This window comes from Nocardia sp. NPDC003999, from assembly GCF_053604885.1.
This window is the reverse complement of sequence record NZ_JBSGIB010000039.1, coordinates 1-22,587: the sequence shown is the minus strand read 5'-3', so window position 1 is coordinate 22,587 and position 22,587 is coordinate 1. Positions and strand designations below refer to the sequence as shown.

Annotated in this window: 21 protein-coding genes; 14 read left to right on the top strand and 7 right to left on the bottom strand. The window is 69.4% G+C overall.

What is annotated here, in order from left to right; translation table 11 throughout:
* Positions 1–176 precede the first annotated feature (176 nt).
* Positions 177–545, top strand: coding sequence for a DUF3817 domain-containing protein (locus ACWESM_RS36150; protein ID WP_355075568.1), 369 nt, complete (start codon positions 177–179; stop codon positions 543–545).
* 61 nt (positions 546–606) lie between these two features.
* The gene (locus ACWESM_RS36145; protein ID WP_452495665.1) at positions 607–1,455 is read left to right on the top strand and encodes a tetratricopeptide repeat protein; all 849 of its coding nucleotides are present in this window, start codon (positions 607–609) and stop codon (positions 1,453–1,455) included.
* Positions 1,456–1,734: 279 nt separating this feature from the next.
* Here the strand turns inward: ACWESM_RS36145 and glgB are convergent, their stop codons facing one another.
* The 4 genes from glgB to ACWESM_RS36125 form a co-directional block, all read right to left on the bottom strand.
* The gene (glgB, locus tag ACWESM_RS36140) at positions 1,735–3,888 is read right to left on the bottom strand and encodes a 1,4-alpha-glucan branching protein GlgB (protein ID WP_364432441.1); all 2,154 of its coding nucleotides are present in this window, start codon (positions 3,886–3,888) and stop codon (positions 1,735–1,737) included.
* A complete protein-coding gene (locus ACWESM_RS36135) occupies positions 3,885–5,888 on the bottom strand; it encodes an alpha-1,4-glucan--maltose-1-phosphate maltosyltransferase (RefSeq protein WP_364432438.1) in 2,004 nt (667 codons plus the stop codon). Before ACWESM_RS36135 ends, glgB begins: the two co-directional genes overlap by 4 nt.
* A gap of 101 nt (positions 5,889–5,989) precedes the next feature.
* A complete protein-coding gene (locus ACWESM_RS36130; protein WP_355075573.1) occupies positions 5,990–6,631 on the bottom strand; it encodes a LysE family translocator in 642 nt (213 codons plus the stop codon).
* A gap of 143 nt (positions 6,632–6,774) precedes the next feature.
* Positions 6,775–7,218 (bottom strand): hypothetical protein, encoded by a 444-nt coding sequence (locus ACWESM_RS36125; RefSeq protein ID WP_355075574.1) that lies wholly within the window; start codon positions 7,216–7,218, stop codon positions 6,775–6,777.
* Between the two features lie 262 nt (positions 7,219–7,480).
* On the opposite strand from ACWESM_RS36125, the gene glgP reads away from it, so the two are divergent.
* From glgP to ACWESM_RS36110, 3 genes are all read left to right on the top strand, one after another.
* A complete protein-coding gene (gene glgP / locus ACWESM_RS36120) occupies positions 7,481–10,054 on the top strand; it encodes an alpha-glucan family phosphorylase (protein WP_355075576.1) in 2,574 nt (857 codons plus the stop codon).
* A gap of 108 nt (positions 10,055–10,162) precedes the next feature.
* Positions 10,163–11,524, top strand: coding sequence for an NCS2 family permease (locus tag ACWESM_RS36115; RefSeq protein ID WP_356966878.1), 1,362 nt, complete (start codon positions 10,163–10,165; stop codon positions 11,522–11,524).
* Positions 11,525–11,688: 164 nt separating this feature from the next.
* Complete coding sequence (locus ACWESM_RS36110) at positions 11,689–12,222, top strand: DoxX family protein (RefSeq protein WP_355075579.1); 534 nt, start codon at positions 11,689–11,691, stop codon at positions 12,220–12,222.
* Between the two features lie 79 nt (positions 12,223–12,301).
* Here ACWESM_RS36110 and ACWESM_RS36105 read toward each other — a convergent pair whose 3' ends face one another.
* Positions 12,302–14,350, bottom strand: coding sequence for an ATP-dependent DNA helicase (locus ACWESM_RS36105; protein ID WP_355075581.1), 2,049 nt, complete (start codon positions 14,348–14,350; stop codon positions 12,302–12,304).
* 57 nt (positions 14,351–14,407) lie between these two features.
* A complete protein-coding gene (locus tag ACWESM_RS36100; protein ID WP_364432426.1) occupies positions 14,408–14,974 on the bottom strand; it encodes an isochorismatase family protein in 567 nt (188 codons plus the stop codon).
* A gap of 184 nt (positions 14,975–15,158) precedes the next feature.
* Between ACWESM_RS36100 and ACWESM_RS36095 the strand changes: the two genes are divergently transcribed.
* Positions 15,159–15,350, top strand: a complete 192-nt coding sequence (locus ACWESM_RS36095) for a hypothetical protein (protein WP_355075585.1) — start codon at positions 15,159–15,161, stop codon at positions 15,348–15,350.
* Between the two features lie 2 nt (positions 15,351–15,352).
* On the opposite strand, the gene ACWESM_RS36090 is transcribed toward ACWESM_RS36095, so the two are convergent.
* Complete coding sequence (locus tag ACWESM_RS36090) at positions 15,353–16,663, bottom strand: nicotinate phosphoribosyltransferase (RefSeq protein ID WP_452495660.1); 1,311 nt, start codon at positions 16,661–16,663, stop codon at positions 15,353–15,355.
* 123 nt (positions 16,664–16,786) lie between these two features.
* Between ACWESM_RS36090 and clpS the strand changes: the two genes are divergently transcribed.
* The 8 genes from clpS to ACWESM_RS36050 all read left to right on the top strand — a co-directional run bounded on the left by clpS (position 16,787) and on the right by ACWESM_RS36050 (position 22,279).
* Positions 16,787–17,137, top strand: a complete 351-nt coding sequence (clpS, locus tag ACWESM_RS36085; RefSeq protein ID WP_039796380.1) for an ATP-dependent Clp protease adapter ClpS — start codon at positions 16,787–16,789, stop codon at positions 17,135–17,137.
* 22 nt (positions 17,138–17,159) lie between these two features.
* The gene (aosR, locus tag ACWESM_RS36080; RefSeq protein ID WP_355075589.1) at positions 17,160–17,729 is read left to right on the top strand and encodes an oxidative stress transcriptional regulator AosR; all 570 of its coding nucleotides are present in this window, start codon (positions 17,160–17,162) and stop codon (positions 17,727–17,729) included.
* Positions 17,730–17,790: 61 nt separating this feature from the next.
* Positions 17,791–18,855, top strand: a complete 1,065-nt coding sequence (locus ACWESM_RS36075; protein ID WP_397279123.1) for a P1 family peptidase — start codon at positions 17,791–17,793, stop codon at positions 18,853–18,855.
* A gap of 111 nt (positions 18,856–18,966) precedes the next feature.
* Complete coding sequence (locus ACWESM_RS36070; RefSeq protein ID WP_355075591.1) at positions 18,967–19,386, top strand: M67 family metallopeptidase; 420 nt, start codon at positions 18,967–18,969, stop codon at positions 19,384–19,386.
* A gap of 33 nt (positions 19,387–19,419) precedes the next feature.
* Positions 19,420–19,692, top strand: coding sequence for a MoaD/ThiS family protein (locus ACWESM_RS36065; RefSeq protein WP_355075593.1), 273 nt, complete (start codon positions 19,420–19,422; stop codon positions 19,690–19,692).
* 8 nt (positions 19,693–19,700) lie between these two features.
* On the top strand, positions 19,701–20,663 hold the full coding sequence (locus tag ACWESM_RS36060; RefSeq protein ID WP_355075595.1) for a cysteine synthase: 963 nt from the start codon (positions 19,701–19,703) through the stop codon (positions 20,661–20,663).
* Between the two features lie 65 nt (positions 20,664–20,728).
* Complete coding sequence (locus ACWESM_RS36055) at positions 20,729–21,445, top strand: rhomboid family intramembrane serine protease (RefSeq protein ID WP_452495658.1); 717 nt, start codon at positions 20,729–20,731, stop codon at positions 21,443–21,445.
* Positions 21,446–21,514: 69 nt separating this feature from the next.
* Positions 21,515–22,279, top strand: coding sequence for a cyclic nucleotide-degrading phosphodiesterase (locus tag ACWESM_RS36050; protein ID WP_452495656.1), 765 nt, complete (start codon positions 21,515–21,517; stop codon positions 22,277–22,279).
* Positions 22,280–22,587: the final 308 nt, after the last annotated feature.

The following is a 22,587-nucleotide window of genomic DNA, read 5'->3' as shown; positions in this document are numbered from 1 at the left end:
CGGCGCGGCGCGTGTGCGCGGCCGCCGCGTACGCGACGAAGGAGCAAGCGGCGGTCGCGCACACGCGAGCCATAAGAGGGCCGCGAACACGCAGCGCCGCAGGCGCTGCAAATTGAACACAGCAATTAGACACAGCTCACTACGACAGCCTGTAGTGCATCCGGCAGAATGGGCGCATGGGCAATGTCTTCGACCTGAGCACGGTGGCCAAGCGGTTTCGTTTCATCGCGGTGCTCGAGGCGATCTCCTGGCTGCTGCTGATCATCGGCATGGTGTTCAAGCGGATTCCGGAGCCGGTGCTGTGGCCGGTCAAGGTGTTCGGCATGACGCACGGCATCGTGTTCGTGCTGTTCGTCATCACCGCGATCGTGGCGGCGCGCGAGCTGGGCTGGAACGTCAAGACCACCGTCCTTGCGCTGCTGTCGAGCATTCCGCCGTTCTGCACGGTGCTGTTCGAGGTCTGGGCGGTGCGCACGGGGCGGTTGGGTGAGCTGAGCAACGCCGGTTCGGTCGAGTCCGGGGCGCCCGCATCCGCCACGTCGTGACAAACTGGAGGTCGTGAATCGACCAGCCGCACGCCGTCCTTCGCCCGCTGTCGCCGCCGCCATGTCCGGCGCGGTCGATCTGTCCAGCCTGAAGCAGCCCGCCGGTGGCGGGGGCGCTCCGGCCGGTGGCGACTACGCGGTATCCGAGGCCGATTTCGAGACCAAGGTGCTGCGTCGTTCGATGCAGGTGCCGGTGGTGGTCGTGCTGTACTCGCAGCGCAGTCCGGGCAGCGTCGAACTGGTGCGAACGCTGGAGCGACTGGTGGCCGCCGACGGCGGCAGCTGGGACCTGGCGATCGTCGAGGCCGAGGCCAACATGCGCATCGCGCAGGCGCTGCGGGTGCAGGGCATCCCGACGGTCATCGCGATCGCGGCAGGGCAGCCGCTGGCCGATTTCGAGGGCGCCCAGCCGGAGCCGCAGGTGCGGCAGTGGCTGAACGCCGTGGTCGACGCGGTTGCGGGCAAGCTGGAGGGTGGCGGGGAGCCGCAGCGGCAGGCCGAGGACCCGCGTTTCGCGGCGGCCGAGGCGGCGCTCGAGCACGGTGACCTGGCCGGCGCCGAGGCGGCGTACCAGGCGATTCTCGACGCGGAGCCGACGAACGACGAAGCCAAGGGCGCGCTGCGTCAGCTGCGCTTCCTCGCGCGGGCCCAGGAGCTGCCGGAGTCGGCGATCGAGGATGCCGATGCCGACCCGTCGAACGTCGATGCCGCGATTCGCGCCGCCGATCTCGAATTGTTCCAGCAGCGGCCCGAAGCGGCCTTCGATCGGCTGATCGGCGTCGTCAAGCGCACTTCCGGCGACGAGCGCACCAAGGCGCGCACCCGCCTGCTCGAGCTGTTCGAGCTGTTCGATCAGGCCGAGCCGTTCGTCGTGGCCGCGCGCCGCAGGCTGGCCGCGGCGCTGTACTGAGCCGCCGCGCGGGGCGGTCCGCGAACCAGCCGGCCGCGTCACCGCCCCTGGTTGCGCCCAGGCGTCGGGTATCCGATCCGGGGCGGTGTTGTGACCGACCTGCGCTACCGGTCGCGATGACCATCGGTCGCCGCTCATAGGGGGCGTCCGCCGAGTCTGCTCTGGATTCGCGCATCGGACTCGGGTCTCGCACCGAGGCGTCAGCTGCTCACCTGAGTCCGTGCTTCGGGGACCGGCGCACGTCGGGGTCGGGCAGGGCTCGGTTCGCCGGGCGACTCGTCAGGCGGGGCGCAGCCAGACCGCGCCGTGGGGTGCGAGCGTCACGGTGGCCGAGGCGGGACGGTCGTGCCACGGCTCGGCGCTCGCCGTCACCTCCCCCAAGTTGCCGAGGCCGGAGCCGCCGTAGTCCGCGGCGTCGCTGTTGAGGATCTCCAGCCATGAGCCCGCGTGCGGCAGGCCGATCCGGTACGCGTCGTGCGCCGACCCGGAGAAGTTGTAGACGCAGGCGACAACGGAGCCGTCGGAGCCGTAGCGCAGGAACGCCAGCACGTTGTTCGCGCGGTCGTCCGCCTCGATCCAGGCGTAGCCACCGGGTGTGGTGTCCTGGCTCCACAGGGCGGGGTGGGCGCGGTAGACGGCGTTCAGGTCACGCACCAGCGTGGTGATGCCTTGGTGCAGCGGGTTGTCCCGTTCGTGCCAGTCCAGACCGCGATCGTGTGACCACTCCCGGAACTGGCCGAAATCCTGGCCCATGAACAGCAGTTGTTTACCCGGGTGGGCCCACATGTAGGCCAGCAGCGCGCGCACGCCCGCGGCTTTGGCGAAATCGTCGCCCGGCATTCTGGTCCACAGCGTGCCTTTGCCGTGCACGACCTCGTCGTGGCTGATCGGCAGCACGTAGTTCTCGCTCCAGGCGTAGACCAGTGAGAAGGTGATCTCGTTGTGGTGCCAGGAGCGGTGCACCGGGTCGCGGCCGAGGAACCCGAGGGTGTCGTGCATCCAGCCCATGTTCCATTTCATGGTGAAGCCGAGACCGCCGACGTCGATGCCACGGGTGACGCCGGGCCAGGTGGTGGACTCCTCTGCGATCGTCACGACGCCGGGGTGATGCCGATGCAGTGTCTCGTTGAGGTCCTGCAGGAAGTCGACGGCCTCCAGGTTTTCCCGGCCGCCGTGCACGTTGGGCTCCCACTGGCCTTCGGCGCGGGAGTAGTCCAGGTAGAGCATGGAGGCGACCGCGTCGACGCGCAGGCCGTCGATGTGGAATTCCTCGACCCAGTAGCGAGCGTTGGCGATGAGGAAGTTGCGTACCTCGTGCCTGCCGAAGTCGAACACGTAAGTGCCCCAGTCGAGTTGCTCGCCCCGGCGCGGGTCGGCGTGCTCGTAGAGCGGAGTGCCGTCGAATCGGGCCAGCGCCCACTCGTCGCGCGGGAAGTGGGCGGGGACCCAGTCCAGCAGGACGCCGATGCCCGCCGCGTGCATGCGGTCGACGAACGCTCGGAAGTCGTCCGGGGAACCGAATCGCGCCGTCGGCGCGTAGTAGGAGGTGACCTGGTAGCCCCACGAGCCGCCGAACGGATGCTCGGCGATGGGGAGCAGCTCGATGTGGGTGTATCCGGTCGCCCGCACGTACTCGGCGAGTTGGTCGGCCAGTTCGCGGTAGCCGAGGCCGGGCCGCCAGGAACCGAGATGCACCTCGTAGACGCTCATCGGGGCGCGGGTGGGATCGGTGGCCGCGCGCTGCCCGAGCCAGGCGCTGTCCTGCCACACGTAATGGCTTTCGGTGACCACCGACGCCGTGGCCGGTGGTAGTTCGGTGGCGAATGCCAGCGGGTCGGCGTGATCGACGGTCCGCCCGTCGGCGCCGTGCACGCGGTATTTGTACTTGGCGCCCGGCTCGACACCCGGGATGAAGACTTCCCAGATCCCGGACGACCCCAGCGCGCGCATGGGCGCGGTGGTGCCGCTCCAGCCGTCGAAGTCCCCGATCACGGTGACGCCGCGCGCGTTCGGCGCCCATACCGCGAACGACGTGCCCGCGACGTCACCGTCGAGGGTGCTGTAGCGGCGCGGGTGCGCCCCGAGCACGTCCCACAGGCGTTCGTGGCGGCCTTCGCCGATCAGGTGCAGGTCGAGTTCGCCGAGCGTGGGCAGGAAGCGGTAGCCGTCGGCGCCGATGACGGTCTGGCCGCCGGGGTAGGTCGTCACGACGCGATAGTCATCGATCTCCGGGTACGGCAGCACCGCGGCGAATACGCCGTGGCCCACGGACTTCAGCACATGGTCGTCGCCGCCGACCCGCACCGACACGGTTTCGGCGTGCGGGCGCAGCACCCGCACGGCGGTGCCGTCCGGATGGGGGTGTGCGCCGAGCACGGTGTGCGGGTCGGTATGGGTGCCCGCCGCGAGCAGCATGAGGTCGCGACGTTTCATCGCAGCGTCCTGCGGTAGGACAGCTCGGTGCGAGCCTGCTGGGACACCGGGGGCAGGGCGATGATGTGCGCCACGGCCCGCGCGGGGTCCAATCGCACGTAATTGGTTTGGGCCCAGTGGTATTCCTCGCCGCTGACCTCGTCGTACACCACCGGGTGGTCGTGCCACTCGCGGCCGATCGCGGGCAGGTCGAGCGAGAGCATGCCCCATTCGGCGCCGAAAGGATTGAGATTCACCACGACCAGCACCGCGTCGCCACTTGCGGGATCGAGCTTGGAATAGGCGATCAGCGCGTCGTTGTCCACGTGGTGGAAATGCAGGCAGCGCAGCTGTTGCAAGGCGGGGTGGGCCCGGCGGATCTCGTTGAGCCGAGTGAGCCAGGGTTCCAGCGATTCTCCGCGCGCCAGCGCCTCGGCGAACGGGCGCGGGCGCAGCTCGTATTTCTCCGAATCGAGGTACTCCTCGCTGTCCGGGCGCACCGCCTGATGCTCGAACAGCTCGAAGCCGGAGTAGACGCCCCAGGTGGGCGCGAGGGTGGCGGCCAGGACGGCGCGGATGGCGAACATGCCCGGCCCGCCGTGCTGGAGGCTCTCGTGCAGGATGTCCGGGGTGTTCACGAAGAGGTTCGGGCGGGCCTCGTCGGCCTTCGCGGCCAATTCGTTGCCGAACTCGGTCAGCTCCCATTTGGCCACGCGCCAGGTGAAATACGTGTAGGACTGGCTGAATCCGCGCCGGGCGAGCCCGTAGAGCCGGGCGGGGCGGGTGAACGCCTCGGACAGGAAGATGACGTCCGGGTCGGTGCGCCACACGTTCGCGATCAGCCACTCCCAGAAGTCGGCGGGCTTGGTGTGCGGATTGTCGACGCGGAAGATGTTGACGCCCAAGCCGATCCAGTGTTTGACGACGCGCAGCACTTCGGCGTAGAGGCCGTCGGGGTCGTTGTCGAAGTTGACCGGATAGATGTCCTGGTACTTCTTCGGCGGGTTCTCGGCGTAGGCGATGGTGTTGTCGGGCAAGGTGGTGAACCACTCGGGGTGCGCCTCGACCCACGGATGATCCGGCGCGCATTGCAAGGCGAGGTCGAGCGCGACCTCGAGGCCCAGTTCCCGCGCCGCCCTGACGAACTCGGCGAAATCGGCTTCGGTGCCCAATTCCGGATGCACGGCGTCGTGACCGCCGTGCCGCGAGCCGATGGCCCACGGCGAGCCGACGTCGCCGGACTCCGCCGTGAGCGCGTTGTTGCGGCCCTTGCGGTTGACCTCGCCGATCGGGTGGATCGGCGGCAGGTACACCACGTCGAAGCCCATGGCGGCGATGCGCGGAAGGTCCTTGGCCGCGGTGACGAAGGTGCCGTGAACCGGCTCGCCGGTGGCGTCGCGGCCGCCGGTCGAGCGCGGAAAGAACTCGTACCAGGAGCCGTAGAGCGCGCGGTGCCGCTCGACCAGGACGGTGTGCTGCGGCCCGCGGGTGACCAGGTCGCGCAGCGGCGTGGCGCGCAGGATCCCGGCGACCTCCTCGGTGAAGGCCGGGGCCACCCGTGCGGGGAGTTGCTCGTCACCGCGCAGCGCGGCGGCGACCGCGCGCAAGCGCTCGAACTGTTTCTTCGGGACGGCCTGCGCCGCGCGGTCGAACAGGCGGGCGCCCAGCTCGAGATCGTTGGCCAGATCGACGGCGCTCTGCCCGACGGCAAGCTTCGCCTCGATCGCCGATCGCCAGGTCGCGATCGGATCGCTCCAGCCTTCGATCCGGTAGGTCCAGGCTCCCGGCGTGTTCGGTGTGAAGGTCGCGTTGAAGACGTCGGGCTCGTAGTCCGGCGTCATGCGGACGCGGGCGGGTCGCGACGCGCCGGGGGCGCGCACGACGAGTGTGGCGGCGACGGCGTCGTGCCCCTCGCGCCAAACCACGGTGCGCACCGGGAATACCTCGCCGACCACCGCCTTGGCGGGCCGGCCGCCTGGGATGGACGGGGCAGTGTCATCGATAGCGATGCGGCCGGTCACGGACCCCAACCTACCGGCAACCGGCCTTTCGGACCGGACCAGCCGATTTTTCGTGCCCGTTTGCTGGCCTCTCACGGTGGCGGGCCAGCTGGGCATTCGCCTCAGCGTGCGTCGGCGGCGAGGCCCAGGCCGAGCGCGACCAGCACCGCGCCGAGCGCACGCTCTACCCGCTGCCGGATACCGGTGCGGCGCAACCAGGCGCCCGCGCGGTCGGCGGCCATGACCACGCCGACGCACCACGCGGTGTCGATCACCAACTGGATCAGCGCCAGGATCACCATCGTGGGCAGCACCGGCCCCTCGGACGGAAGGAATTGGGGAAGGATTGTCAATCCGAAAATCGCCGCCTTGGGGTTGGCCGCGATCGAGATCAGCGAGGCGCGGAACGCGGCGGCGGGCGTGTGACCCGCCGGGAGCATCCTCGTCATCGCGCTGCCGAACTCCTCGCTACCACGGGCATTCCGCCACGCCTGCACGCCGAACCAGATCAGGACCAGCGCGCCGATGACGTGCACGGCCGTGTTCATGGCGCGGTTCGCGACGAGTAGGACGGACAGTCCCGCCCCGCCCGCCAGCGTCCAGCCGAGTACGCCGATCTCGTTCCCGGCCACCGCCGCCAGGCCCGCGGTGCGGCCGTCCCGCACCGCGCGCTGCAGGAACAGTGCGGTCGCAGGCCCGGGCAGCGCGGCGATGAGCAGGCAGGCCGGAAGGAATTGCGGAAGAACGTCGACCCAGTGCGGCATCAGCCGATGCTGTCATCCCGGTCCTGCTCGGGCTACCGATTTTCCCGCTTTCGGAAGCGAGGTGCCCGGGTGGCCACAGACGGGGCTCGCTCGTCCACTGGGTGGCCACCCGGGCGCTCAACTCGACATGCCCGAACCGTCGATCAGGGCATGACCATGCACGCGAAGCCGAGGTTCATCCCGTTGCCCACCGTCATCACCGGTGAAGTCCAAGCGGGCGTGGCGCCTTGTGTCGCGGAAATGGTGTGTTGCCCGGTCGCCTCGGGGATCCAGACCGTGGTGGCCTGGCTGCCGACCACCGGTGCGGGGTTCGGTGAGAAGGTGCCCCCGGCACTGTCGGCGAACTGAACCGATTCGGTCGAGGGATTGTTGTCCACCGTCGCCGTCACCCGGTACTGGCAGTTGGTTCCGTAGTTTCCGAAGCCGAAACTGGTGCCTTGGGCCGGGCTGGCGGTCGCCGTCGTGACCGCCGCGCCGGCGGCGGGTGCGACGAGAACGAATGCCGCCGCGAGCGCTCCGAACCCTGTGATCGCTGCTCCAGCGCGCGACCAGCGCCGATCGCGGGCGCGATTTGGGTGTGCTGTCATCCACATCTCGATCACTCCCGTACTGATTCGGTTGGTGCGGCCGGTTGGTCCGCACAGCTTGTGGGTTTGCCCCGCGTTCCGGAGTTCACAAGCGAGCGCGGGTCTCGATCGGGTAGCGGGCACGGGGGTGCCGGTGTGCGGCGTGTGGCCGTTCCGTGACGATGAAGAGCGTTATGCTGCCGGGAAACACGCTGGTCGGAAGGTTGTTCCTGGCCGTGGTCGGGCAGGGCGCCTCCCGCGGTCGGCGTGTAGGTTCTACCCAATGAAGGCATTGCGTCGTTTCACCGTCCGTGCCCATCTGCCCGAGCGCCTGGCCGCCCTGGGGGAGCTCGCCACGAATCTGCGCTGGTCGTGGCATCCGCCGACGCAGGACCTGTTCGCCGCGCTCGATCCCCAGCGGTGGCAGGAGATGGGGCACGACCCGGTCCGGATGCTGGGCGAGGTGCCCGCGGCGCGGCTGGACGAGCTTGCCGCCGACCCCGGCTACGTCGCGCGTGTGGACTCCGCGGCGGCGGACCTGCGCGAGTACTTGGCCGCGCCGGGGTGGTTCCAGCGCCGGGCGGGCGAGGAAGGGGTGCGGGGCATCGCCTACTTCTCGATGGAGTTCGGCGTCACCGAGGTGTTGCCGAATTATTCGGGCGGCCTTGGCATTTTGGCCGGAGACCACCTGAAGGCCGCCTCCGACCTCGGCCTGCCGCTGATCGGCGTGGGATTGCTGTACCGCTCGGGCTACTTCCGGCAGTCGCTGACGACGGACGGCTGGCAAGCCGAGCACTATCCGGCGCTGGATCCGCAGGGCTTGCCGCTGCGGGCGCTCACCTCCGGCGGTTCGCCCGTGCTCATCCACGTCGCGATGCCCGACCGCAGGGTGCTGCGTGCTCGGGTGTGGATCGCGCAGGTCGGCCGGGTTCCGCTGCTGCTGCTCGACTCCGACATCGCCGAGAACGACCCGGAGTTGCGTGCGGTGACCGACCGGCTCTATGGAGGTGACCAGGAGCATCGCATCCGTCAGGAGATTCTCGCTGGCATCGGCGGTGTGCGGGCGGTGCGCGCGTACACCGCGTCCGCCGGACTGCCCGATCCCGATGTGTTCCACATGAACGAGGGCCACGCGGGTTTCCTCGGCGTGGAGCGGATCCGCGAATTCGTCGCGGCCGGGCAGGATTTCGATTCCGCGCTCGCCGCCGTTCGGGCGGGCACGGTGTTCACCACGCATACTCCGGTCCCGGCGGGCATCGACCGGTTCCCCATGCCGATGGTGCGGCGTTATTTCGGCGGCGCGCACGGGGAATCCGAATCCGCTCTGCTGCCGGGGCTTTCGGTGGACCGGATCGTGGCTCTCGGCCGGGAGGCCGATCCGTCGGTCTTCAACATGGCGCACATGGGCTTGCGCCTGGCACAGCGCGCCAACGGCGTGTCGAAGCTGCACGGCGAGGTGAGCCGGTCCATGTTCGCCTCGCTGTGGCCGGGCTTCGACCCGGCCGAGGTGCCGATCGGTTCGGTCACCAACGGTGTGCACGCCACCACCTGGGCCGCGCGCGAGTGGGTGGACAAGGCGCGCGAACACATCGGCGCGGAGCTGGTCGAGGAGGGGCGCGGCTGGGAACGGCTGCGCGACGTCGATCTCACCGAGTTGTGGTCGACCCGCAACACCCTGCGCGGCATCCTCGTCGAGGAGGTGCGCCGCAGGCTGCGCGTGTCCTGGTTGCAGCGTGGCGCCGCGGAGGCCGAACTCGGCTGGGTGAACGGCGTTTTCGACCCCGATGTGCTGACCGTCGGGTTCGCCCGGCGAGTGCCGACCTACAAGCGCCTCACCCTGATGCTGCGCGATCCGCAGCGGCTGCGCGCCCTGCTGCTGGATCCGCGGCGGCCGATGCAACTGGTCGTCGCGGGTAAGAGTCATCCGGCCGACGACGGCGGCAAGGCGCTGATCCAGCAGGTGGTCCGCTTCGCCGACGATCCCGAGGTGCGGCACCGGATCGTCTTCCTTCCCGACTACGACATATCAATGGCTCGCTACCTGTACTGGGGCTGCGACGTCTGGCTGAACAATCCGCTGCGCCCGCTCGAGGCCTGCGGCACCTCCGGCATGAAATCCGCGCTGAACGGCGGGCTCAATCTCTCCATCCGCGACGGCTGGTGGGACGAGATGTACGACGGCGAGAACGGGTGGGCCATTCCGACCGCGGAGGGCGTCCGGGACGAGCACCGCCGCGACGATCTGGAGGCCGCCGCGCTCTACGACTTGTTCGAGCGTGCGGTGGCGCCGCGTTTCTACGAGCGCGACGCGTCCGGGATGCCGGTGCGCTGGGTCGAGATGGTTCGCCACACGTTGCAGACCTTGGGGCCGAAGGTGCTGGCTTCCCGGATGGTCCGCGACTACGCGGTGGAGTACTACGCTCCCGCCGCCGCGGCGTCGCAGCGGGCGACGGCCGACGATTTCGCGGTGGCGCGCGCCATCGCCGAGTACCGCCACCGGGTCGAGTCGGCGTGGCCCTCGGTCAAGGTGATCCAGGTGGACAGTGCGGGGCTGCCGGACACGCCGGTGATCGGGGCGCGGCTGTCGCTCACCGCGCGGGTCGAGCTCGGTGGCTTGAGCGTGCCGGACGTGGTGGTGCAGGCGGTGCTCGGCCGGGTCTCGTCGACCGACGATCTCTCCGACACCACGACGATCCCGATGACGCACGTCGGGTCCGACGCGGGCGCCGAGCTGTTCACCGTGGACACGCCGCTGCCGCTGTCCGGCGCGGTCGGGTACACCGTGCGGGTGCTGCCGCACAACGATCTGCTGGCCTCCGACGCCGAATTCGGACTGGTCTCCGCTCCGAGCGCTTGACCCCGGTGGCGCCGGTCACGGTGGCGCCGCCGTGGGTGTCGCGGGCAGTGAACCGTCGGCTACCGTGCCCTTGGCCCGCCCCGAATCGTTCCTGTACTGGAGTCACCCATGGTCACCGACGTTCTGCACCGGACCCGAGGACGCCTCGACGGATACTTCGGGGTTCGCTCGACCGGCTCGACCGTGAAGCGCGAACTCATGGCGGGGACGGTCACGTTCCTCGCCATGTCGTACGTCCTCGCGGTCAACCCCGCCGTGCTCGGCGATCAGGGCGCGCTGGGTGACAAAGGCATCCCGATGCAGGCGGTGTTCACCGCGACCGCTGTCGCCGCGGTATTCGGCACGCTGGTCATGGGGCTGTGGGCGCGATATCCGATCGCGCTCGCGCCGGGCATGGGACTCAACGCCTTCTTCGCCTACACGGTGGTGCTCGGCATGGGGATTCCCTGGCAGGTCGCGCTGTCGGGCACGTTCCTGTCCGGCGCCATCTTCTTCGTCCTGGCGGTGACGCGGATTCGCGAACGCATCCTCAACGCGATCCCGATGCAATTGAAGCTCGCCGTTGGCGCCGGCATCGGACTGTTCGTCGCCTTCCTCGGTTTGAAGAACGCCGGGATCGTGGTGAACAGCGAGGCGACACTGGTCACCCTGGGCGACTTCACCAAGGGCACCACCTTGCTCGCGCTGTTCGGGTTGCTGGTGACCGTGGTGTTCCTCGTGCGCGGCTGGCACGGCGCCGTGCTCTACGGCATCGTCCTGACCACCCTCGTCGGCATCGTCAGCGGCTTGGTCGCGCTCCCCAAGGGCTTGTTCGCCGCGCCGCATGGGCTCGAGCAGACCTTCGGTCAGGCGATCGTCCATCTGCCCGACGCGTTCACCGGTCAGATGGTCGTGGTGGTGCTGACCATGCTGTTCGTCGACTTCTTCGACGCATCCGGCACGCTGATCGGCGTCGCGAACCAGGCCGGGCTGCTGGACGCGAACGGTAAGTTGCCGCGCGCGGCGAGCGCGCTGGCGGCGGACTCGGTGGGCACCATGGCGGGTGCGGTCATCGGCACCTCGACCACCACCGCCTACGTGGAATCGACCGCGGGCGTCTCGGCGGGCGGACGGACCGGGCTGACCGCCCTCACCACGGCGGGCTGGTTCTTCGTGGCCATGTTCTGTTTTCCGATCTTCGCGGTCGTCGCGGGCTCCAGCGAGGTGACCGCGCCCGCGCTCATTGTGGTCGGCATCCTGATGGCCCGATCGCTGGGGCAGATCGACTGGAACCGCCTGGAGTACTCGGTGCCCGCGTTCATCACCATTGTGATGATGCCGCTGACGTACTCGATCGCCAACGGCCTGGCCATGGGGATGCTGCTGTACCCGGTGGTCATGGCGGCCAAGGGCCGCGTCAAGGATGTGCATCCGGCGATGTGGGCACTGATGCTGGTGTTCCTCGGCTACTTCTTCTTTCTCGCGGAATGACTTTCCGCTCGCCCGAGCGCTGAACCATCCTTCCCGCCCGACCGTGGAATAGACCGAGAGGTTGGGTAGTTGCCCCCGTTCGTGCGATAATCGGACCGCAGTCCGATTTCTTCGCCGAAGTAACGATCATGTCCGGGAACGACAGCGCAGGGATGAGGACCACCATGACGATCAAATCCGTACTCGACAGAACCGGAACCGATTCCGAGCTGGACCGAATCGCCCCCGACATCGGCCTGCTGGTCGTGCGAGTCGTCTTCGGCGGCCTGCTCGCGGCGCACGGCGCGCAGAAGCTGTTCGGCTGGTGGGGCGGGCCCGGTCTGCAAGCCAACGCCGACGGCTTCGAGAAGATGGGCTACAACCCGGGCAAGGTATTCGGGACGCTGGCGGGGCTGAGCGAATTAACCGGCGGCCTCCTCTTGCTGCTCGGTCTGCTGACGCCGCTGGCCGGAGCGATCGTGCTGGGCACGATGATCAACGCGATCAACGCCACCTGGGCCGGTGGCCTGCTGGGCGGTTACGAGATGGGTCTGCTGTTCGCGGTGGTCGGCGCGGCGCTGCCCTTCACCGGGCCGGGTAAGTTCTCGTTGGACGCCGGGCGTCCGTGGGAGCGACACGGATTCGTGTGGGGTGTGGGAGCGCTGATCCTCGCCGTCGCCGCGGGCGTGCTCACGCTGATCCTGAAGTGGGTGCTCTGAGCCTGCGGCGCAGACGGATTCGCGGCGCTCGCGTTGCCGGCCACGCTGTTCGAGGTGGCGTGGTGGCCGTGCGCCGTTGTCACACCTTCGCCGCGGCGGCCAGCCTGCTCAGTGCTTTGACCACGACCTCAGGGTCGGCCGTCTCCCAGTACGGCGGTAGCGACGCGCGCAGGTATCCGCCATAGCGAGCGGTCGCGAGGCGGGAATCCAGGATGGCCACCACACCGCGATCGTCGACGCTGCGCAGCAGGCGGCCGGTGCCCTGCGCGAGCAGCAGAGCCGCGTGGTTGGCGGCCACGGTCATGAAGCCGTTGCCGCCACGCATCTCCACGGCGCGTTGCCTAGCCGCCAGCAGCGGATCGTCCGGGCGGGGAAAAGGGATGCGGTCGAGGATCACCAGACTCAGCGACGGTCCAGGCACGTCGACGCCCTGCCACAGCGACAGCGTGCCGAACAGGGAGGTCTCCGGGTCGTCGGCGAACTTGCGGACCAACGCGCCTGTCGCGTCCTCGCCCTGGCACAGCACCGGTGTGTGCAACCGTTCGCGGAGTGCGTCGGTGGCCGCGCGGGCGGCGCGCATCGAGGAGAACAAGCCGAGGGTGCGTCCGCCCGCGGCCGTGATCAGTCGCTCGATCTCGTCCAGGTAGGCAGGTGCGAGCCCGTCGCGGCCCGGCGCGGGCAGGTGTTTGGCGACGTAGAGGATGCCGGACTTGGCATGGTCGAACGGTGACCCGACATCGAGCGAACTCCAGCGCACGCTGTCGGCGTCCGACGGCGCCTGCGCCCCGTTCGCGGTGGCCGGGTCGGTGCGATTGCCCGACTGCGCGGGCAGGCCCCAGGTGACCGCGAGGCCGTCGAACGAGCCGCCGATCTGCAACGTGGCGGAGGTGAGCACGACGGTCGCGGCGCCGAAGAGCCTGCTGCGCAGCAGCCCGCCCACCGACAGCGGCGCCATCCGCAGCGACCGGCGCACGACGCCCCGGATCTCGTCGGCGGCCAGCCAGATGACGTCGCGGCGGGCGGCGGGATCGGGCTCGTCGAACGCCGTCAGCGCGCGGACCGCGCTGTCGTGCACCTCGTCGAGCGCGGCCAAGGCCATGGTGCGGGCGGCGGAACTCTCCGGGTCGCCCTGCGCTGTGGTGCTGCCAGGGGGCGCGAGCGCGGTGCGCGCGTTCCACGCGCCGTCGCGGACCAGGGCCAGTACCGGGGCCACGCCGTCGGGCAGGGTGTCCCACCGGGCGGCGGGCAGCTCGTCCAGCACGGTGTGCCAGGCCTCTGCGGCGCCCTCCAGGCGGTCGACCTCCTGCTCGTCGATGAGCTTGGCGCAACGCCGGGCTGCCGCGCTGATCGCGGCGGAGGTCAGTTCGGCGGTGGCCACGCCGGTGACCCGGTCGACCAGCTCATGCGCCTCATCGATGACCACGACGTCGTGTTCGGGGAGCACCTGGATGCCGCTGATCGCGTCGATGGCCAGCAGCGCGTGGTTGGTCACCACCACGTCGGCCTGCGCCGACTCGGTTCTGGCGCGTTCGGCGAAGCAATCCTGGCCGAAGGAGCAACGCGACTTGCCCAGGCATTCCCGCGATGACACGCTCACCTGCCGCCAGGCCCGATCGCTCACGCCGGGAGCGAGTTCGTCGCGGTCGCCGGTGTCGGTGTCGGAGGCCCATTCGTTGAGCCGTTGCACTTCGCGACCGAGGCGCGAGATCGCGAACGCGTCGAACAACTCCGCTTCGGCGGGCTCGTCCGGTACGGCGCTGTTGATCTTGTTCAAGCACAGATAGTTGTTGCGGCCCTTGAGGATGGCGAACTTCGGCGTGCGTCCCAACGGGCCGCTGAGCGCCTCGGCCAAGCGCGGAAGGTCACGGTCGACCAGCTGACGTTGCAGCGCGATCGTGGCCGTGGAGACCACCACCGTGCGGCCGGTGCGCACGGCGTGGCGCAGGCTCGGCACCAGATACGCCAGCGACTTGCCGGTGCCCGTGCCCGCCTGCACGGCGAGATGCTCCTTGGTATCGATCGCGTGGTCCACCGCCGCGGCCATCGTCACCTGCCCGGCGCGCTCCTTGCCGCCCAGCGCGTGTACGGCGGTAGCCAGAAGATCGGATACGGGGGGCAGTTCGGGCACGCCAGCAGCCTACTCGGCGCCTCCGACAGGGCAGGGCGGTCGCGGAGACCGGACGGTCTATCGGGTGATGCCGCCTTCCAGGTCGACGCCGGCCCCGCGCATGCGGTCCAGCGCGAGGGCGACCGTTTCGGGTGCGACTCCCGCGGTGAGATCGAGCAGGACGCGGGTGTCGAAACCCTCGATGCGCGCGTCCAGCGCGGTGGCGCGCACGCAGTGATCGGTCGCGATGCCCACCACGTCGACGGCGTCGACGCCGCGGTCGTGCAGCCAGTCGGCCAGCCCGGTGCCGTCCTCGGTCGTGCCCTCGAACCCGGAGTAGGCCGCCGAGTACGCGCCCTTGGAGAAGACCGCATCGATGGGTTCGGTGGTCAGGGCGGGGTGGAAGTCGGCGCCCGGCGTGCCGACCCGGCAGTGCGGCGGCCAGCTGTCGATGTAGTCGGGCGCGTCGGAGAAATGCGCACCGGGATCGATGTGATGATCGCGGGTGGCCACGATCGCGCCGTAGTTCGCCGCCGCGAGGTGCTCACTGATCCGGGCCGCCACGGCGGCGCCGCCCGCGACCGCGAGCGAACCGCCCTCGCAGAAATCGTTCTGGACGTCGACGATGATCAGTGCCCGGGTCATGGCGACCTCCCGCGATGTGGCTGAACAACTGTTTCAGATTCTGCCGCTCGGTCGGACGCTCGTTCAGCCGACTCGCGGGAAAATTCACATGCGCGCGATGTAAACGCGGCCTGCGCCCACGGTGATTACCGGATGCCCCTTTCGTCGGCGGCCGGATGCGCCGCCTTCCAGCACGGAGACCCTCATGAGCCCTGCCAAACTGTTCCGCAGCGTAATCGTCGCCACCACCGTGTTCCTGGCGGTCTTCTTCCTGCTCGGCTCCCGCCCCGCGGAGCCGTCGGCATGGGTGTGGTTCGGGATCACCGGAGTGGTGTTCGCGCTGCTCTTCGCCGCCGGGCTGCGGCTGGTGACCCGCGTCGACGAGCGCAGGCGCTGACCTCAGACGAAGGTGGTCACCACGGCGGGTTCACCCGCCGACAGCTTGAGGCCCTCCCACGGCAGGCTGATCAGTCCGCGCGCGACCAGGTCGCGGCTCTCGGCGAGGGTGGGCAGGTCATCGACCTGCTTGCCCTCCCGGATCAAGGGGACCAGCAGCTCATGGGATCGGAAGCCGTTGCGGGGCGGCATCGGCCCCGCCGCCGGATAGACGATCTCCTCGACGATCGTGCCGGTGTCGCGGGCCAAGCGGAGCGCCTTCTTCGTACCGCCACGAGACTGCTTGTGGCTGCTGCGTTTGGCGACCGGCACCCCTTCGACTTCGACCAGCTTGTAGACCATCCCGGCCGTCGGCGCGCCGGAGCCGGTGACCAGGGCCGTTCCGACACCGTAGACGTCGACCGGTTCGGCGCGCAGCGCGGCGATGGCGTACTCGTCGAGATCGCCGGAGACCACGATGCGGGTCTTGGTGGCCCCGAGCGCGTCGAGCTGGTCGCGCACCTGCCTGGCCAGGACACCGAGATCGCCGGAGTCGATCCGCACGCCGCCCAGCTCTGTTCCCGCGACATCGATGGCCGTCGCGACGCCCCTGGTGATGTCGAAGGTGTCCACCAGCAGCGTCGTCCCGACTCCCAGCGTCTGCACCTGGCTGCGGAACGCTTCGGCCTCGTGCGCCCCGTCGGGGCCGCTGTGCAGCAGGACGAACGCGTGCGCGCTGGTGCCCGCCCCCGGGATCCCGTAGCGGCGTACCGCCTCCAAGTTCGAGGTGGCGTCGAAACCGGCGAGATACGCGGCGCGCGCGCAGTCCGCCGCGGCCAGCTCGTGGGTGCGCCGGGAGCCCATCTCGATCATCCGGCGGCCGCCCGCGGCGCTGACCATCCGCGCCGCGGCGGCCGCGATCGCGCTGTCGTGATTGAGAATCGAGAGGACCAGCGTCTCCAGCACGACGCATTCGGCGAAGCTGCCGCGCACCGAGAGGATCGGGGAGCCCGGGAAGTACAGCTCGCCCTCTGGGTAGCCGTCGATGTCGCCGGTGAACCGGTAGTCACGCAGCCAGTCCAACGTCCGCCGATCCGAGAACGAGGCGGCGACGGACAGTTCCGCATCGCCGAACCGGAACTGCCGCAGCGCGTCGAGCACCCGGCCGGTACCCCCGACCACGCCGTAGCGGCGACCGTTTGGCAAACGTCTAGCGAACACCTCGAAGGTGCACTGCCGATGCGCCGAACCATCGGCGAGCGCCGCGGCGAGCATGGTCAGTTCGTACTGGTCGGTCAGCAGTGCCGTGCTGGTCACGCCGTCACGCAGGTCCACGCTGTCACTGTAGACAGAACGGTCGGCTCACGCCGTCCGGCATCGGCCCGGTGAACCGGCGAAAACCCGAATCGGGGCTGCGTGGGTGTTGTTTATCCGGTGTCGAGTCGTACCCTTGACCCTATGGCCTTGTGCAACACAGTCCGGGGTGACGTCGTTGTGGACGCCGCGAACGCGACATTGTCGGCGGCACAGGCGACACCCGAAGCGGTGGAGTACACCGAGATCCTGGAGGCGGAGGACCGCCCGTGGGTGACCGTGGTCTGGGACGATCCGGTCAATCTCATGCACTACGTCACGTATATCTTTCAGAAGCTTTTCGGCTACAGCAAAGCGAAGGCGACCGAGCTGATGCTCAAGGTCCACAACGAGGGCAAGGCGGTGGTCTCGTCCGGTTCCCGCGACAAGATGGAACACGATGTCCAGCGGCTGCACGCCGCCGGACTTTGGGCCACCATGCAGCGGGACGACTGACCAGCGCGACTACCCTGACGCCGTGCGCAAGTGGAGCAGGAAGAACTCGCTGAGCGGTCTCAAACTGCGATCCGAAATGGACGCACGTGAGGCCAACGTGCTTCGGTCCCTGGTCGGTGCGGTCTCCGGACTGCTCACCGAGCGCGCCGGGTCGGCGCCCGACGACGACTTGGCCGCCCTCACCGGACTGCGATCCGGCAACACCGTCCCGCCGGAGGATCCGCGGCTGCGCAGACTGCTGCCGGACTTCCACCGCAACGAGCCCGGCTCGCCGGACGCCGAACGCGCCGACCTCAACAGCGCGCTGCGCGGTCTGCACGAGCCCGACATCATCGACGCCAAGCTGGCGGCGGGCTCGGTCGTGCTGGACACCGTGCCGAGCGCGGGCGGCAAGATCGTCATCACCCCCGAGCAGGCCGACGCGTGGTTGACCGCGCTCACCGACGTGCGGCTGGCGCTGGGCACGGTGCTGAACATCGATGCCGACACGCCCGACCATCTCGATCCCGACGATCCGCGCGCCCCGCACCTGGACGTGTACCACTGGCTGACCTGGATGCAGGACTCGCTGCTCCAGGCGCTGGCTCCCTGACCGGCCGCGCTGCGATGATCGGCGCGAACCGACCAGCAGTCCCGCGCCGTGAGGAGTACCGATGGTGAATGCCGAACCGGGTGAACGCAACTCGCTCACCGATGTGCCCGGAGTACTGGTCGGTCATCATCACGTCCTCGATCCGGACGCCACGCTCGGTTCCGGATCGGCGACGGGATGCACGGTGGTGCGCGTGCCGGGCGGCGCGGTGGCGGCGGTCGACGTGCGCGGCGGCGGGCCTGGTACCCGTGAGACCGATCTGCTCGATCCGATGAACACCGTCCGGCAGATCGACGCGATCCTGCTCACTGGCGGCAGCGCCTTCGGGCTCGCCGCGGCCGACGGCGTGATGCGGTGGCTGGAGGAGAACGGCGCGGGCATCGTGATGGACCCGGCGGACCCGAGCCGGGTGGTGCCCATCGTCCCCGGCGCGGTGATCTTCGATCTTCCGGTCGGCGCGTGGGACATCCGTCCGACCGCCGAGTTCGGCTACCGGGCCGCCGCGGCGGCGGACGTCGACTTCGCTCGCGGTTCGGTCGGTGCGGGCGTCGGCGCGCGCGCCGGTTCGATCAAAGGCGGGATCGGCACGGCGAGCATCGTGCTGGGTGATGGCGTGGCCGCGGGAATCACCGTCGCGGCGCTGGTCGTGGCGAATCCGGTCGGCTCGGTGTTCGATCCCCGCACGGGGTTGCCGTGGGGGTGCGGCACCGATGGGCCCGCCTTCTTCGGTCTGCGGCAGGCGACCCCGGAGCAACTGGCGGCGGCGAACGCGCTGCCGGTGAAGGGCACCGTGCTCAACACCACGATCGGCGTCGTGGCCACGGACGCTCCGCTCGACCCGGCCGGATGCAAGCGCGTCGCGGCCACCGCGCACGACGGGCTGGCCAGGGCGATCCGTCCCGCGCACTCGCCCCTGGACGGGGACACCCTCTTCGCGCTCGCCACCGGAACGGCGGAGGAGGGCGGCGACTTGCCGTTGCCGCCCGCCTTCCCCGCCGATCTGCTTGTCCTGGACCAGATCTGCACCGCCGCCGCCGTCTGCGTCGAACGCGCCATCGTCGACGCGATCCGCTCGGCGCACCCAGTGGCGGGCATCCCGGCCTACAACGACCTGTTCGGTGTTTGAACAGGCGATGCCGGGAACCGGGGGACCGGGCGACGTCGCCGGGGGAATAGCCGAATATCCTGGCTCGTTGTCGACTGCGATGGGTCGGCGTTGTGGAAAGGTGTGCGACTCGTGCTGGTGATCAGGGCCGACCTCGTGGAGGCGATGGTGGCGCACGCGCGCGCCGATCACCCCGATGAGGCCTGCGGTGTCATCGCGGGGCCGGAGGGTTCGGATCGTCCGGAGCGCTTCATCGCCATGGTCAACGCCGAGCGTTCGCCCACGTTCTACCGCTTCGACTCCGGCGAGCAGTTGAAGGTGTGGCGCGCGATGGACGACGCCGACGAGGCGCCGGTCGTCATCTACCACTCGCACACCGCCACCGAGGCCTATCCGAGCCGGACCGACGTGTCGTACGCCTCCGAGCCGTTCGCGCACTACGTGCTGATCTCAACCCGCGATCCCGAACGGCACGAGCTGCGCAGCTACCGGATCGTCGACGGCGAGGTCACCGAGGAACCGGTGCGGATCGTCGACGCGTACGAGAACTAGACCGATGCCTGTTCGCGAAACCGAGGAGTACCCATGCCGGTAACCGTCTCCATTCCGACCATCATGCGCGGCCTCACCGGAGGTGAGAAGCGCGTGCAGGCCGAGGGCGCCACGCTGTCGGCGCTGATCGACGACCTAGAGGCCAACCACCCCGGGCTCGCCGAGCGCCTGCTGAAAGACGGCAAGCTGAACCGCTACGTCAATATCTACGTCGACGACGAAGACGTGCGCTTCGCGGGCGGGCTGGCCGCCGAAGTGCCCGAGGACGCCAGCGTCACGATCCTGCCCGCCGTGGCCGGAGGCTGACCCGTCCCGTGGCGCGTTACGAATCGCTGATCGCGACTCTCGGCAATACCCCGCTGGTCGGGCTGCGCACCCTGTCCCCGCGATGGGACGGTGACGATCACGTGCGGCTGTGGGCCAAGCTGGAGGATCGCAACCCCACCGGCTCGATCAAGGACCGGCCCGCCCTGCGGATGATCGAGCAGGCCGAGGCCGACGGGCTGCTGCGGCCCGGTTGCACGATTCTCGAACCCACCAGCGGCAACACGGGCATCTCGCTGGCCATGGCGGCGAAGCTCAAGGGATACCAGCTGGTCTGCGTGATGCCCGAGAACACCTCGGTGGAGCGGCGGCAGTTGCTCACCATGTTCGGGGCCAGGATCATCGATTCCCCGGCCGCGGGCGGCTCCAATCAGGCCGTCGCGCTGGCGAAGAAGATCGCCGCGGAGAACCCCGATTGGGTGATGCTCTACCAGTACGGCAATCCGGCGAACACGGCGGCGCACTACGAGACGACCGGCCCGGAAATTCTGGCCGACCTGCCCGAGATCACCCATTTCGTCGCGGGTCTCGGCACCACGGGCACGCTGATGGGGACCGGCCGCTTCCTGCGGGAGAAGGTGCCCGGCATCGAGATCGTGGCCGCCGAACCGCGTTACGGCGAACTGGTCTACGGCCTGCGCAACATCGACGAGGGATTCATCCCCGAGTTGTACGACGAGAGCGTGCTGACCACCCGTTTTTCGGTCGGCCCGTACGACGCGGTGAAACGCACCCGTGAACTGGTGCTGGAAGAGGGCATCTTCGCCGGGATCTCCACCGGCGCCATCCTGCACGCCGCGCTCGGCGTCGCCCGCAAGGCGGTCAAGGCGGGCACGCGCGCAGACATCGCGTTCGTGGTCGCCGACGGCGGATGGAAATACCTGTCGACCGGGGCATACGACGGCACGCTCGAAGAGGCGGAAGAGCGGCTCGACGGCCAGCTCTGGGCCTGATTCCCGGCCGCGCCGGTACCCTCGGTGAGGCGGGGCCACGTCCCCGCCACGGCGAGGAGGTGGCCATGACCGGCGCGGGACTCGGGCCGTCGTTCGACCCTGATCGGCCGCCTGCGCTTCGTGCGCAATTGGGCAAGCCCGCCGGTGTGCCCACAGCGCCCGCCACCGCGGGCTTCGCCGCGATCAAGCAACTGTGGCTGCGGGCCGGCGTGCTGATCGCCGGATTCGTGGGGGTGCTGTACGGCGTCGAAGGGGTCGACACCGCCGTCGGTGGCCGGCTCGACCACGCGGGCATCGAGCCGCGCCGCGCCGACGGGCTGACCGGCATCCTGTTCGCCCCGTTGTTGCACGGCGGCTGGCCACATCTGATCGGCAACACACTCCCGGTGCTGGTGCTCGGCTTCCTGGTCCTGGTGACGGGCATCGGCCGCGGGCTGGCCGCGACCGCGATCATCTGGCTGGGGGCCGGGCTCGGCGTCTGGCTCACCGGGGCGACGGGGAGTACGCATATCGGCGCGTCGTCGCTGGTGTTCGGCTGGCTGACCTTCCTCATCTCCCGTGGCTGGTTCGCGCGCAACGTCGGGCAGATCGTGCTCGGTCTCGTGGTGCTGGCCCTCTACGGGTCGCTGCTGTGGGGCGTTCTGCCGGGACAGCCCGGAATCTCTTGGCAGGGGCATCTATTCGGCGCGTTGAGTGGATTGCTGGCCGGCTGGGTACTCTCTGGAGATGCACGACGAAACCGCCGCGGGGACCGAGCCGGAATCGGCGCGTCGCCGCGGTGACCGGGCGGCCCGCCGGAGATGTGGGGGGATCCTTTCTTGAGTGAGAATTCCGCGTGGCAGCATGGGGGAATGCGCCTTACCGTCCTCGGGTGCTCGGGCAGTGTGTCCGGCCCGGACTCTCCCGCGTCGGGTTACCTGCTGACCGGCCCGGACATGCGGCCGACGGTGATCGATTTCGGTCCGGGAGTGCTGGGCGCGTTGCAGCGCCACGCCGATCCCGGTGAGGTCGACATCTTCCTGACCCATCTGCATGCCGACCACTGCCTGGACCTGCCCGGTTTGCTGGTATGGCGCCGCTACCACCCGACGCCCCCGGAGGGCAAGGCGATCGTGCGCGGCCCGTCGGACACCTCGTTGCGCATCGGCAACGCCTCCGCCGAGGTCGGCGGCGAATGCGACGACTGGTCCGATGTGATCGACATGCGGCGCTGGGTCGAAGGCGAGCCCATCTCCTTCGGGCCGGGTCACACCGTCACCGCGCGCCGGATGTACCACCCCCCGGAGTCCTACGGTCTGCGGATCGTCACCGCTGCCGGACGCACTTTCGTCTACACCGGCGACACGGCACTGTGCCCCCAGGTCCACGAACTCGCGCAGGGCGCCGACATCCTGATGGCGGAAGCCTCCTGGACCCACGACCCGGCGAATCGCCCTCCCGGCATTCACCTTTCGGGCACCGAGGCCGGCCGGATCGCCGCCGAGGCAGGCGTAAAAGAACTGCTGCTCACCCACATCCCCCCGTGGACTTCCCGCGAGGACGTGATCGCCGAGGCGAAAGCAGAGTTCACCGGCCCCGTGCATGCGGTGGCTCCGGGCGAAACCTTCGATCTCTGACCGAATCCCGGGTAACGCCGGGCATGACGCGAACTTCACGAGCGGAACCGCGTCACCGGCCTTGTGCACCCCGCGCGGCAGCACGCCGGTCTGCTTTTGATATCGACGTGCCCAGCGCGCCGCGACCACGTCTTTCGAGCCAGCTCACTGCACACCGCGTGCACCGGGTGGCGAGTTGCGATACCGACGCGCCCAGCGCACCGTAACCCCGTCTTTCGAGCGAAGCGAGACCGAGCATGCGCCGTTCGCGGCCCGGCTCGCGTTTGCGCGGCCGCCGCGCACGCGACGAAGGAGCAAGCGGCGGTCGC